Genomic DNA, 12,404 nt, shown 5'->3' on the forward strand with positions numbered 1-12,404 from the left:
CCGTGCACACGCATTGCCACCGATGCAGGCCAATCGCAGCGATCCACTCGATTGCCGTCTGGTGCTCTATGCCAAGACACCGCAGGGACGTCGCGTCGGCAACGCAATCGACGCTCACCTGCAAAGGTCTCGCGCGCATCCTCAAGTTTGAAAGCAGCAGCGCGTGAGCGCGAGCCATGGCTGATCGTCGCCTCCCCACAACTGCAAGCGCCCAGCGCAAAGCAGTTGGTCAACCTGTACGCACGAAGGATGCAGATCGAGCTGGCATTTCGGGATCTGAAGTCGCATCGCTACGGTCAGGCGATGGAAGACAGCCTGACCCGTCGCGGTGAGCGCTTGCAGATCCTGTTGTTGCTCAATACGCTGGCCACCTTCGCCAGCTGGCTGGCAGGGCTGGGCTGCGAAGCCACCGGCATCGCGCACTGGCTGTCGCCCCGCAACAGTCAGCGCAAGCTCTACTCGACACTGCGTGTCGGCCGCGAGGCGTTGATCCGACGTTGACCGATGGAACCTGTCTCAGGCTGGCGAGAACGCTTGCGCACACTGCCCGACGCAGTGCGCGAGCAGATGACCCTGGTACCTTAAAAACGTCGGGATACCTAAGAACCTGACCCCGTTACCCTCGGTCGGGAATGGACTGAGAGGGAAGTGGGACATGGCCGGAACGGGTGGATTGGGAGGCCACCAAGTATTGCGCATAGAGTGGCACGACTCACATTCAAACGCTCCCAGAGGGCACCCGAACCGAATGGCGTCTCCATCGCAATTGGCCTTCCGCTGATCGCCTTGCTGTCGCCGCAATCGCACCACCCGTGACTCGCCACCGCCGATCGCCGCCAGATGTCGCGTTCGCGACACCGCTAGGAAAAGGTGATGTAAATGGGCAGGTGATCGGACATGGCCGCCCTCGACATAACCCCGGCAATATTCATTGAATCCACAGTCACGGCCGTCTTGTTCGCGGCGATCGCGTAATCGTAGACCTTGGTCGCCCCATTCCTCGCGTTATGTGTCGGCCCGGAAAAAGCAACGATGAAGTCCTCCGGAGCGCCGACGTCATTTCCATGCTGATGGTTGTAGCGGATGTAGTCGATCAGGACGGCGGGTTCGCAGTTAAGGTCGCCGAACAGGATGAACCGCCGTTTTGTCTGCCGAAGCGCTTCAACGATCCAGGCTACCAGGTACGCCGCTTTGGTACTGGCGTTGGCATGATAGACGTAGCAATCCACATCGCCCCCGCCCTCCAGACGTGCCACATAGCGTTTGCTGTGATTTGCGAACGCATTGCCGCCCTTCCTATACGCACTGAACCCGAAAACGTCGGCGAATGGCGGCGGCTGGTAGGCCACACACGCGGCCGCAGTAAATTCATTGTCAAGCGCTGCATAGCCCAGCTGCGAAGACTGCTTCTTTTTGCCCCGCCTCGCCATCACCAGCGCCTTGTCGATCGACGCGTCGCCCAATGTCGTATCCGAAGTGACTTCGCAGAGTACCGCGAACTCCGCGCCTTCATTGAACGCCTCGGCTATTACACCCTCCGCCAACACCGCCTTTTCGCCGGTAGTTCCACTGCCCAGCCGAAGCGTGTTCCAGAACAGAATTTTCATTCTCAACCCCTTCAATCAATTTCGGTCGTATTTTTAGATTTCTTCACATCTTTTAGATAATTGCGGACATCGCCATCCGCCCGAAAGCCGCAGAACATGCCAGACGAGTCCCGCCGCACTCCCGCGCTCTTCCACCGCTCAAACCGAACCGGGGCTCAACAGCGAGTTGTAGAACCCTTCCCGCTGGGGGGCATAGCCGGACCAAATCGCATCGTAAGGATCGCCCCAATCCCAGGGCGGCATGCATTGCTCAAACATCTTTCCGTCTTCGGACTTCCAGAACTGCACGTAAGTCCGGACCAGGACGTTTCCTCTCATTCGGTAGATCCATCGCAGTTCCGAACCCGTTACGTTGCGCGACTTGTTCTTGTATTCATCCGTGTAATCGTTCTCCCCGAACGAGAAACGGCTTTCCACCGCACTGCCAGCTGGAACGTCACCTGAGCTCACAGTTCCGCCGAATTTCGAGGTTTTTCCAGCCACCATGCGTTGGCTTTCGACCGTCGCAAGCATGTGCATGACGAAATGGACATGAATTCCATTTTGCGCGGCCCAATAGAGGCTGCCTTTCGACTTCTTTCGGTCGTAGGCGTTTGTATTCAGCTTGAACAGACCCGGCGACGCTTCGGGATACGCCTTCAGGACCGCGTCCCGGTGCTGGTCGCGGGTCGACACAAGATGATCGGTGTTCTTTATCCCGGGAGCGTTCAGGTCATCGTAGGCATCGATAAATAACGGAATGTCCTTGCGCCTCAGCTGAGGCGGCTTCAGCTTCAAATGATTAAATACGAAACTCGTCCGGTCAGGCTGAATCCCATAGATGATGTCACGCCGATTATCGAAATCCCTGAAATTCAATTTTTGAAAACCCATGTCGAGCGCCTCATTTGGATATTCCGCGGATAGCCGACCGCACATCCGCAATGAGCGGAGAGCGCGCCGTTCTGCGCAGCTTGAAAGGTGGGCATAAAGGGACGGAACCGGAATACCCCTTGCCCGGCAGCCGGCGGCGTGGTGGCAGACCATCGCCCGGCTCGAGTTCAGGCGAATTCATACAAAAACGCTGTTTCGCCGGCGCCGACCTTCACCCTTGCTATCGACACTCCCTCGATCGTCCGGTTGAGAAACTCCCGCGAAATTTCCGGCAACATCGAATTGGTCAAAATCGCATCGATCATCCGTCCACCCGATTCGCTTTCGATACACCGGCTCACCACCAGCTCGACAACAGACGCGTCATACTCGAACGGAATCCTGTAGCGCGCCTCGATCCGCTTCTTGATGCGGTTCAACTGCAGCCGCACGATCTGGCCGAGCATGTCGTTGCTCAGCGGGTAGTACGGAATTGCCACCAGCCGCCCGAGCAATGCCGGCGGAAACACCTTCAACAACGGTTCGCGTAATGCCTTGGCCATGCCCTCCGGATCCGGCATCAGCTCCGGGTCCTTGCACAGGCTGGCGATAAGGTCGGTGCCGGCGTTGCTGGTGAGGATGATGAGGGTGTTGCGGAAGTCGATGCGGCGGCCTTCGCCGTCTTCCATCCAGCCTTTGTCGAAGACCTGGAAGAAAAGTTCGTGCACGTCCGGGTGCGCTTTTTCCACTTCATCCAGCAGCACCACCGAGTAGGGTTTGCGGCGCACCGCTTCGGTGAGCACGCCACCTTCGCCGTAGCCCACATAACCCGGCGGTGCGCCCTTGAGCGAGGAGACGGTGTGCGCTTCCTGGTACTCGCTCATGTTGATGGTGATCAGGTTTTGTTCGCCGCCGTACAGCGTCTCTGCCAGGGCGAGTGCGGTTTCGGTCTTGCCGACGCCGGAGGTGCCGGCCAGCAGGAACACGCCGATCGGTTTGTCCGGGTTATCCAGGCCGGCGCGGCTGGTCTGGATGCGCTTGGCGATCATCTCCATGGCGTGGTCCTGGCCGATGACGCGCTTGGCCAGCAACTCGGGCAGGCGCAACACAGTGTCGATCTCGTTGCGCGCCATGCGCCCGACCGGGATGCCGGTCCAGTCGGCGACCACGGCGGCGACGGCTTGATAATCGACGGTGGGCAGGATCAGCGGCGATTCGCCTTGCAACGCGGCCAGTTCGGCCTGCACCAGTTGCAGGCGCGCCAGTAGCGTGTCGCGATCCACTTGCACCGGTGCGTCGAGCACGGCGGTATCGCCGGAGGCATCCTGTTCTGCCTCGGCTTCCAACGCACTGCCGGTGCCTTCGACCGGGGCGTTGCCGCTGCGTAGTTGTGCGCGTAGCGACAACAGTTCATCGACCAGTGTTTTCTCGGACACCCAGCGCTGTTCCAGGTCATGCAAGCGGCGACGCTCGCCATCGAGCAAGCCGGCACACGCAGCCGCGCGCTCATCCACCACGATGCCGATCGCACGCTCGCGTTCGATGATGGCGTGTTCGGTATCCAGCGATTCGATGCGGCGGCGGCTGTCGTCCACTTCCGCTGGCGTGGCATGCAGGCTCACTGCAACGCGCGCGCACGCGGTGTCGAGCAGGCTCACCGATTTATCCGGCAACTGGCGCGCGGGGATATAGCGGTGGCTGAGCTTGACCGCCGCCTCCAGCGCCTCGTCAAGGATCTGCACGCTGTGGTGCTGCTCCATCATTGAAGCGACGCCGCGCATCATGCGCACGGCCTTGGCCTCGTCCGGCTCGTCCACCTGCACGGCCTGGAATCGTCGGCTCAGCGCCGGGTCTTTTTCGATGTACTTCTTGTATTCGGCAAAGGTCGTCGCGCCCACGGTGCGCAAGGTGCCGCGCGCCAGTGCCGGCTTGAGCAGGTTGGCGGCATCGCCGGTGCCGGCCGCGCCACCGGCGCCGACCAAGGTGTGGGTTTCATCCACGAACAGGATGATCGGCTTGGGGCTGGCCTGCACTTCGTCGATGACCGCGCGCAGGCGCTGCTCGAACTCGCCCTTCATGCTGGCGCCGGCCTGCAACAGGCCCACATCCAGCGTGCGCAGTTGCACGTCCTTCAATGCAGGCGGCACGTCGCCGCGTGCGATGCGCTGCGCGAAGCCTTCCACCACCGCGGTCTTGCCCACGCCAGCCTCGCCGACCAGGATGGGGTTGTTCTGGCGGCGACGCATCAGGATGTCCACCACCTGGCGAATCTCGTCGTCGCGGCCGATGATCGGGTCCAGCTTGCCCTCGCGCGCTTGCGCGGTGAGATCGCTGGTGAATTTCTTCAGCGCTTCCTGCTTGCCCATCGCGGCCGGGGCGATGGCACCGCTGGCTTCGCCCGGCGCCGCACTGTGACCGAGCGAAAACCCATCGCTGGGCAGCAGTCCATCTTCCGGCGAGCCGGCCACGATCTGCGCGAAGTGCTCGTTGAGCACGGCGGGCTTGAGCTTGTCGAACTCCTTGGAGATCGTCAGCAGCGCGTTGCGTAGACCGCGCACGCTCAAGATGCCGACGACCAGGTAACCGGTGCGCACCTGCGCCTCGCCGAAGCTGAGCGAGGCATACACCCAACCACGCTCCACGGCTTCTTCGACATTGGCCGATAGATCGGTGACGGCGGTGGAGCCGCGCGGCAGTCCGTCCAGCGCGGCGGTGACATCGCGCGCCAGCGTGGAAGGATTGAGTTGGAAGTGCTTGATGATGCGGTGCAGGTCCGAGTCCTGCAGCTGCAGCAGCTGATGCAGCCAGTGCACCAACTCCACATACGGGTTACCGCGCAGCTTGCAGAACACCGTGGCACTTTCGATGCCGCGATAGGCCAGTGGATTGAGCTTGCCGAACAGGGCACTGCGGGAGATCTCGGCCATGATGCGTCCTTCGAAGTCGGTACGTTGCGTGTGAGCGTGTGTGTGAGCGGCAGTGGTAGCGGTGCGATCAGCCGGAGGGGCGGAGCAGCACCTCGTCGGCGTCGGCAACGCTCCAGGCGCGCCGGCCGAGCCAGGTATCCAGGCCCAAGCGGCTATTGCGTGCCAGGTGCGGGGTGGGGACTTCGTCGGCCTGGAGCAGCAGCTGCAGCTCCCAGCCGAATTCGTCGCCCAGATAGCTGCGTACCGCCGCGGTAAGTTGGCGTAGCGCGTGGCCACCGGGCAGGAAGCGTTGAAACGCGATGCGCGGCAGCGGCCCCAGCCGAATCCGCACACGCTGTTGCGCACCACGCACCTGCGCACCGACCACGCTGTCCACACCGAGCCGCGCATTGCGTGGGCCAAGGCCCAATTGCAACTGCGCATCGGCGGGGAGCCGCATCCATTCGGCAATGAATTCCTGCACCTGCACCGGCCAGTCGAACAGCTGCTGCAGCACGGCGCGCAAGCCTTCCGGTGTGCGCGTGGCAGCGCCAAACCGGCCGGCGTGATAGCGGCGCGCATCGTCGGGCAATGCATCGCGCTTGCGCAGATGCGGGCTGGCGATACCGACCAGCGCATCCAGCCACGCACGGAACTGATCGCTGGCCGGTCGCTCGGCCTGCACGGTGGGCTGCGCCTGCGCCCAGGCGCGATAGAACAGGCTGAGCATGCGGTGATGGAACACATCGGCAAATGCAGCGAAGGTGCCATCCTTGGCTTGCAGCGCACGCTCGATGGCGTATTCGGTCAGGTGTAGCGGCAACGGCGCGTTGGGGCCGAACAGGCCAAGAAACAGCCCGTACAGCGCCGCCGGTTGCGCGTCGTGCGCCGGTGTGTAGCGGTCCAGTGCGTGCGGCGCGAATGCCAGCGATGGGGTGTGCCGCAGGCGTACCACGTCGTCCACCGCACGGGCGGATTCGCCCAGGCGCGGCTGCAACGGATGGCAACGCTCGATCGCGCGCAGCGCCGCAAACGGGGTGAAGTCCTGGGGCCGGGTCTGCAGCGCCTGTTCCAGCGCGGCAGCACCGGCGCTTACAGGCGCGGTCGGGAGCCGGGCTGGGCGGGCCATCGGGCCACCTCGTTGCGTTCGGTGGTGCGCAGCACGGTTTCAGTAAAGGAATTCACCGAGACATAGCGCGCAAAGAAGTGCCGCAGCACCGAGGTCAGCAGAAACGCGCCGGTGCCTTCGAAGGCGGCGTCTTCGCAAGTGAGCGTGATCTCCAGACCACGGCCGAATGTGATCGGACCCGGCACCGGAATGCGTCGCACGATCGGCGTGCCGGTGACCTGCTTGACCCCTTCGATCTGCCGCTGTGCCGAGGCATCGAACGGGTCGCAATACAGGGTGAGGATCTCGCGCAGCGCCGCCGCACCGTTGGGGCCATCTTCGAACAGCGACAGATAATTGAGCTGCAATTGGCTGAGCAGGCGCCACGCGGTTTGTCCGTCGGACACGGCCGGGCGCGGCTTGGTCGGCCCGGCCACGCAGCGCACGCTGCGCACCGGCACACCGCTGTCCATGCTGAAGTCGGTGGTGCCCTTGCCCACCGGCATGTGCAACGGCAGGTCCCGATTGCTGCACCACAACTGCAGCCCGAGCTGACGCAGATTGCTGGCATGCGCCTGATCGTTTGCGTCGACCAGGCTGACGAACACCTCGCTGCCCACATAACTGGAGCGCGCCCCATCGCGGCGTTGCCGCGCCGACAGCAGGCGTGGCTCGCGGCGCATGGTGTAGAACGCGCCATGCCGCGCATGCCAAGTGTGTGCGTCGCCGCCATAGAACGCGGTGAAGCGTTGTTCCGGTTCCTGGCGGTCGCCGAAACCTTCCACCTCGCCCAGATGATGGATCTCGAAATCCATCGGCCGGGTGCGATCGGCCAGCACGTGATATTCGTGCTGGCCGGTCTGCAGATGGATACGGTCGGCGCGGCGTTCGAACAGATTGATCGCCGGCGTACAGAACAGCTTGAGGTGTTCGGCACTGACTGCGGCCGCCAGGCTGGGCACGCTGCGTTCCAGCAAGATCACCACCTCGAAACTGGTGCCGTGCAGGCGACGCAATGCAGAGCGCAGACCGGTGATTTCTGCGAACAGAAAGCGCTCCGGGCAGGCGAAGTATTCCTGCAGCAACCGGTAGCCACTGAACGAGCGACCGTCATACGGGATCAAGCTGTCGTCGTCGGCGTACCCGCGCATCTGCAACGCATCGGCGCCTTGCAGCGTCTGCACGGTCGCGCCCTGCGCATCGCTGCCACGTACCAGCACGGCGCTGGTGTCGGCATGCAGTTGTTCGTACAGCCGCTTGGGCAGGCCGTCGGCGCCGGCCAGGAACAGCGGCAGCCGATCCAAGGCCAGGCCTTGGGTCTGCGTACCGCCCACCAGCTCAAAGCGCAAGCGGATGCCAGCACGCACGCTGCGCCCGGCGGGCAATGCGATCCCGGCCGCCGCCAGCGCAGCCGGCGATTCCAGATACTTGGCCTCGGCCAACTGCAGCGGCCACAGCGTCACCGCATGCGCGGTGCGAAACTCGCAGGCGGTGCGCTCACCGGCACCGATCAGGCTACGCAGCGCGCTATGGCGCGGCACGTCGACACCGGCGCTCAAGCCGCTGTCTTTCAGATCCGGCTGCAACTGCACCACTGCCATCGAGGGCAGCGGCGCCAGATAATGCGGGTAGACCATTTCCAGCAAGTGCTGGGTAAAGACCGGGTACTGCGCGTCCAGCTTGAGCTGCACGCGCGCGGCCAGAAACGCGAACCCTTCGAGCAGGCGCTCCACATACGGGTCGGCGCATTCGAACGCATCCAGCCCCAGCCGCCCGGCGATCTTGGGGTACTCGCGCGCAAACTCGGCGCCCATGTCGCGCACGTGCTGCAATTCGCGGGTGTAGTACGGGAGCAGGCGCGGATCCATGGGATTAGCCGTGGCCCTCCATCACTTCGAGCCGCCCGGTTTCCAGGTCCAGCGCGGTCTTCAGATACAAGTTCAGCGGCAGCGGCTGCGCCCACATCTCCGATTGGATGGTGAACAGCAGCGAGCGCTTGTCCATGCGTGCAGCGTCGGCGTGCACGCTGACGCGCAAGGTGTCGGCGATCAGGCGTGGTTCGAAGGCGAGGATGGCGTCGCGAATGCGCTGCTGCAGCGCGGCCGCATCGATGCCGGCCACGGCTGCGCCGGCCAGATCGGGGATGCCGAAGTTGAGCACCGAGCGACGGATCTGCGGATGCGCGTCCAGCGGCCGGCTGGTTTCCAGATTCACTGCATTCAACAGCCACGACAGATCGCGGATCACGTATTCGCGCAGGCGCGTTGCCGAAATCACGCGTTGATCGCGGCTCTCTTCGCGTTGGCTGGGCGCGGCATCGGTGAGCCGGTCCAGCAGCGAGGGCTGCAAGCGTTCGGTGGTGGTGAGCTCGGCCATATCGGTCAGGACGCGTCGAACTGCAGCTCGCGCACCTCGAGCAGCGCAACCTCGCGCGACTCGGTGCTGAGCATGCGTTGGCCCAGGCCGATTTCGCCCTGCGCACCTTCGGTCCATTCGGTGCGACGCGCCAGTTGCAGCTCGCCCGCATCCAGGTGTTCGCTGCCGGGATAGCGCACCGGCATGTACGCAAACGCCTGGCCGCCATTACGCCACAACACGCTTACCGGCGCCCATACGGTGTCGCGTAAATCGCTGGGCGCTTCGAAGCGCAGCTGCTGCACCTGATGCAGCGGTGCCCACGCATAGCCGGTGTCCAGGATCAGTTCGACGCACGGGCCGAAGCGTGCATCCGCATCGGCCAGCCACTCGAACCGCACGCCATCCAGCGTGCCACCGATGGCCGGTGCCTGCGCAAACGCCTGCTCGCGCAGTTCGGCCGCCTGCGCTGCATTGCCGCGTAGCGATAACTGCAAGGCCTGCAGGTGCAGCGCCATCCAGGCATCGGGTGCGCCGATCACGGTAGGCACGCAGTCGCCGGCAAATACCGCAGCGCGCGTCTGTTCTGCCTGCAACACGCGCTGGTAGGTGTGCACCATCGGTGCACTGCCGCCATCCAGCTCCAGGCAGGCGCGTAGCTGGTCGGCCGCACGCGACCACTGGCCCAGGACGGCCAGCAGCTGAAACAAAAACACGCGCTGCGCAGCATCGGCCGGTTGCCGACGCACCTGCTGCACCAATTGCTGCAACGCCTGCGCCGGCTCGCCGCGGGCAAGCAAGTTCTGTGCGGTAGCATCCATCGCGCGCGTCCTTATCGAAGAAGGTAGCGGTGCCGGCGTACGGCACCGCAGGAACACGTGTGCAGCGGCGTACGGCTACGCTGCAAGCGTGCTCGCTGTTTGCTGCGTCAGTTAGGCGCCCTTGGCAACCTGCTGCATGTCGTACACAAACGGCTTTGCAGCGCCGTCAGCAGAGCCGTCAGGCTTTTGCGGCTGGAAGCTGTATTGAAATTTACCGAAGTGCAGGGTGATGTTCTCGGTCAGCCGATCCTCACCGCCAGAGCCACCCGTCGATACGGAAGTAACAAGTACGCCATTGGATAAATGCAACGTCACATAATCGGTCTGCTCGCCCGTGGCGTTGGTCACGTAAAGCCATGCTTCCTCCAGACGCGCGCCGGTACAAGCGGCCTGCAGCAAAGCATTCGAACTCTTGTCCACGTATTTCGTGAGCGAAATATCCTGCACATGTGCCTTGCCACCACCGGACGAGCCACCAGCGCTATGAAGATCGCCAGAGTTGCTGGCCCCCCAGGACCAGGCGAGTACGGGAATCTCACCCTTGTGTTTGGAGTGGCCGGAGCTGCCTTCGATGGCCACACTACCGCCCTTGAACTTGATATGCATGTCGAACGCCATGAATTACTCCTTGAGATATCGGACTGAATGGGACGATCCCGACAGGATCAACGGATCGTGGCTGGGCTCAGGCCTTGGCCTGAGACGGCAACCGGGAAACCAAACGCAATGAGACGGTCAAACCTTCCAGTTGGTAATGCGGCTTCAGGAAGAACTTGGAGGTGTAGTAGCCCGGAGCACCTTCCACTTCCTCCACCACCACTTCGGCGGCGGCCAGCGGATGGCTGGCCTTGTACTCTTCGCTCGAGTTGGCCGGATCGCCGTCGACGTAATTCAAGATCCACTTGCCCAGCCAGCTCTGCATCTGCTCGCGGCTGCTGAAGCTACCAATCTTGTCGCGCACGATGCACTTGAGGTAATGCGCAAAGCGGCAGCACGCAAACATGTACGGCAGGCGCGCGCCCAATGCGGCATTGGCGGTGGCATCCGGGTCGTCGTATTCGTCGGGCTTGTTCAAGGACTGCGCGCTGATGAAGGCGGCCATGTCAGAGTTCTTGCGATGCACCAGCGGCATCAGGCCCATCTTGTCCAGCTCGGCCGACCGGCGGTCGGTGATCGCCACTTCGGTGGGGCACTTCATGTCCACGCCACCGTCGTCGGTGGGGAAGGTATGCGTCGGCAGCCCTTCCACCGCCCCGCCGGATTCGATGCCGCGAATCCGCGAGCACCAGCCATACTGCTTGAACGAGCGGTTGATGTTCACCGCCATCGCATAGGCAGCGTTTTGCCAGGTGTATTTATTGGAATCGGCACCGGCGGTCTCTTCTTCGAAATCGAATTCGTCCACCGGGCTGGTGGCCGCACCATACGGCAGGCGCGACAGCGTGCGCGGCATCGCCAGACCAATGTACTTGGAGTCTTCCGACTCGCGCAGCGAGCGCCATGCGGCGTAATCGGGCGTGGAAAAGATCTTGGCCAGATCGCGCGGGTTGGACAGCTCGTTCCAGTTGTCCATGCCCATCAACTTGGGCGCGGCCGCGGCAATGAATGGCGCGTGCGCAGCCGCAGCAACCTGTGCAATACCGTTGAGCAGCTCCACATCCGGCGGGCTCTGGTCGAAGTAGTAATCGCCGACCAGGCAGCCATACGGCTCGCCGCCGAGCTGGCCGTATTCCTGCTCGTAGACCTTCTTGAAGATGGGGCTCTGATCCCACGCGGTGCCCTTGTAGCGCTTGAGCACCTTACCCAGTTCCTTCTTGCTGATGTTCAGCACGCGGATCTTGAGCTGCTGATCGGTCTCGGTGTTGTTGACCAGGTAATGCAGGCCGCGCCAGGCACCTTCGAGCTGCTGCAGATCGGCGTGATGCAGGATCTGGTTGAGCTGTTCGGTGAGCGTGCGGTCGATCTCGGCGATATAGGCCTTGATGGTTTGCGAGACGTCTTCGCTGACCACATCGCTGCGGTTGAGCACCTGCTCGGCGAGCGTGCGTACCGCCGCTTCCACTTCTTCCTTGGCGCGTTCGCTCTTGGGGCGGAACTCGCGATTGAGCAGCGCGGCAAAATCGCCCTGCTCGCTGGTGTCGGTACTGCTGCTGGCCAGTGCGGCTTCGGTGGCGGACATGGCGTCAGGCTCCTTCCGGCTCGGAGGCAGGCTTGGCCGCCGACACCAGCGACTGCAGCAACGCCGGGTCGCGGATGGCATTGGCAATCAGCTGCTCGGCGCCGGCCTTGCCGTCCATATAGGTGTCCAGGTTGGCCAACTGCGTGCGTGCTTCGAGCAACTTGGCCAGCGGCGCGACCTTGCGCGCGATGGCGGCCGGGGAAAAGTCGTCCATGCTTTCGAAGGTGATGTCCACCGCCAGCTCGCCTTCGCCGGTAAGCGTGTTGGGCACCTTGAACTGCGCACGCGGGCGCATCGACTGCAGCCGGCTGTCGAAGTTGTCGACGTCGATCTCCAATGCCTTGCGCTCGTCCAGCGAAGGCAGTTCGCCGGCGTTGGCACCGGACAGGTCCGACATCACCCCCATCACGAACGGAATCTGCACTTTCTTCTGCGCGCCGTAGACCTCTACGTCGTATTCGATCTGCACGCGTGGCGCCCGATTGCGGGCGATGAACTTCTGACTGCTGGCCATGCCTGATCTCCGATTGAGCTTGCCCGTTGCGCCAACGTGCGGCGCACGTGCGCTGTCTTGTG

At 63.1% G+C, this 12,404-nt stretch carries 10 protein-coding genes and 1 pseudogene; 1 reads left to right on the forward strand and 10 read right to left on the reverse strand.

Annotation, left to right across the window (positions count from 1 at the left end):
• Positions 1–585, forward strand: a pseudogene (locus XdyCFBP7245_RS07670) (transposase); the annotation flags it as partial.
• A gap of 275 nt (positions 586–860) precedes the next feature.
• Here XdyCFBP7245_RS07670 and XdyCFBP7245_RS07675 read toward each other — a convergent pair.
• The 10 genes from XdyCFBP7245_RS07675 to tssB form a co-directional block, all read right to left on the reverse strand.
• Positions 861–1,607, reverse strand: coding sequence for an exonuclease/endonuclease/phosphatase family protein (locus XdyCFBP7245_RS07675; RefSeq protein ID WP_104615120.1), 747 nt, complete (start codon positions 1,605–1,607; stop codon positions 861–863).
• Positions 1,608–1,745: 138 nt separating this feature from the next.
• Positions 1,746–2,480, reverse strand: a complete 735-nt coding sequence (locus tag XdyCFBP7245_RS07680; protein ID WP_146091655.1) for a hypothetical protein — start codon at positions 2,478–2,480, stop codon at positions 1,746–1,748.
• A 167-nt stretch (positions 2,481–2,647) separates the two neighbouring features.
• Positions 2,648–5,386: a type VI secretion system ATPase TssH gene (gene tssH, locus XdyCFBP7245_RS07685; protein ID WP_104615122.1), complete on the reverse strand. Its 2,739-nt coding sequence runs from the start codon at positions 5,384–5,386 to the stop codon at positions 2,648–2,650.
• 67 nt (positions 5,387–5,453) lie between these two features.
• The gene (gene tssG / locus XdyCFBP7245_RS07690; RefSeq protein WP_104615123.1) at positions 5,454–6,494 is read right to left on the reverse strand and encodes a type VI secretion system baseplate subunit TssG; all 1,041 of its coding nucleotides are present in this window, start codon (positions 6,492–6,494) and stop codon (positions 5,454–5,456) included.
• Positions 6,458–8,341 carry a type VI secretion system baseplate subunit TssF gene (tssF, locus tag XdyCFBP7245_RS07695; RefSeq protein ID WP_104615124.1) on the reverse strand — a complete coding sequence of 628 codons (1,884 nt, stop codon included), beginning with the start codon at positions 8,339–8,341 and terminating at the stop codon, positions 6,458–6,460. Before tssF ends, tssG begins: the two co-directional genes overlap by 37 nt.
• Before the next feature lie 4 nt (positions 8,342–8,345).
• Entirely contained in the window at positions 8,346–8,849 is a 504-nt protein-coding gene (gene tssE / locus XdyCFBP7245_RS07700) for a type VI secretion system baseplate subunit TssE (protein ID WP_104615125.1), read from the reverse strand.
• 5 nt (positions 8,850–8,854) lie between these two features.
• Positions 8,855–9,649, reverse strand: a complete 795-nt coding sequence (locus tag XdyCFBP7245_RS07705) for a type VI secretion system accessory protein TagJ (protein WP_104615126.1) — start codon at positions 9,647–9,649, stop codon at positions 8,855–8,857.
• A 111-nt stretch (positions 9,650–9,760) separates the two neighbouring features.
• A complete protein-coding gene (locus XdyCFBP7245_RS07710; RefSeq protein ID WP_104615127.1) occupies positions 9,761–10,267 on the reverse strand; it encodes an Hcp family type VI secretion system effector in 507 nt (168 codons plus the stop codon).
• Positions 10,268–10,334: 67 nt separating this feature from the next.
• Entirely contained in the window at positions 10,335–11,828 is a 1,494-nt protein-coding gene (gene tssC / locus XdyCFBP7245_RS07715; protein ID WP_104615128.1) for a type VI secretion system contractile sheath large subunit, read from the reverse strand.
• Between the two features lie 4 nt (positions 11,829–11,832).
• On the reverse strand, positions 11,833–12,342 hold the full coding sequence (tssB, locus tag XdyCFBP7245_RS07720; RefSeq protein WP_008572540.1) for a type VI secretion system contractile sheath small subunit: 510 nt from the start codon (positions 12,340–12,342) through the stop codon (positions 11,833–11,835).
• Between the last annotated feature and the right edge of the window lie 62 nt (positions 12,343–12,404).

The sequence above is a fragment of the Xanthomonas dyei genome, from assembly GCF_002939865.1.
Classification (GTDB): domain Bacteria; phylum Pseudomonadota; class Gammaproteobacteria; order Xanthomonadales; family Xanthomonadaceae; genus Xanthomonas; species Xanthomonas dyei.

Coding starts and splice junctions, on each gene's coding strand:
- XdyCFBP7245_RS07675 (WP_104615120.1), bottom strand. CDS start 1,607: ATGAAAATTCTGTTCTGGAACACGCTTCGGCTGGGCAGTGGAACTACC.
- XdyCFBP7245_RS07680 (WP_146091655.1), bottom strand. CDS start 2,480: ATGGGTTTTCAAAAATTGAATTTCAGGGATTTCGATAATCGGCGTGAC.
- tssH (WP_104615122.1), bottom strand. CDS start 5,386: ATGGCCGAGATCTCCCGCAGTGCCCTGTTCGGCAAGCTCAATCCACTG.
- tssG (WP_104615123.1), bottom strand. CDS start 6,494: ATGGCCCGCCCAGCCCGGCTCCCGACCGCGCCTGTAAGCGCCGGTGCT.
- tssF (WP_104615124.1), bottom strand. CDS start 8,341: ATGGATCCGCGCCTGCTCCCGTACTACACCCGCGAATTGCAGCACGTG.
- tssE (WP_104615125.1), bottom strand. CDS start 8,849: ATGGCCGAGCTCACCACCACCGAACGCTTGCAGCCCTCGCTGCTGGAC.
- XdyCFBP7245_RS07705 (WP_104615126.1), bottom strand. CDS start 9,649: ATGGATGCTACCGCACAGAACTTGCTTGCCCGCGGCGAGCCGGCGCAG.
- XdyCFBP7245_RS07710 (WP_104615127.1), bottom strand. CDS start 10,267: ATGGCGTTCGACATGCATATCAAGTTCAAGGGCGGTAGTGTGGCCATC.
- tssC (WP_104615128.1), bottom strand. CDS start 11,828: ATGTCCGCCACCGAAGCCGCACTGGCCAGCAGCAGTACCGACACCAGC.
- tssB (WP_008572540.1), bottom strand. CDS start 12,342: ATGGCCAGCAGTCAGAAGTTCATCGCCCGCAATCGGGCGCCACGCGTG.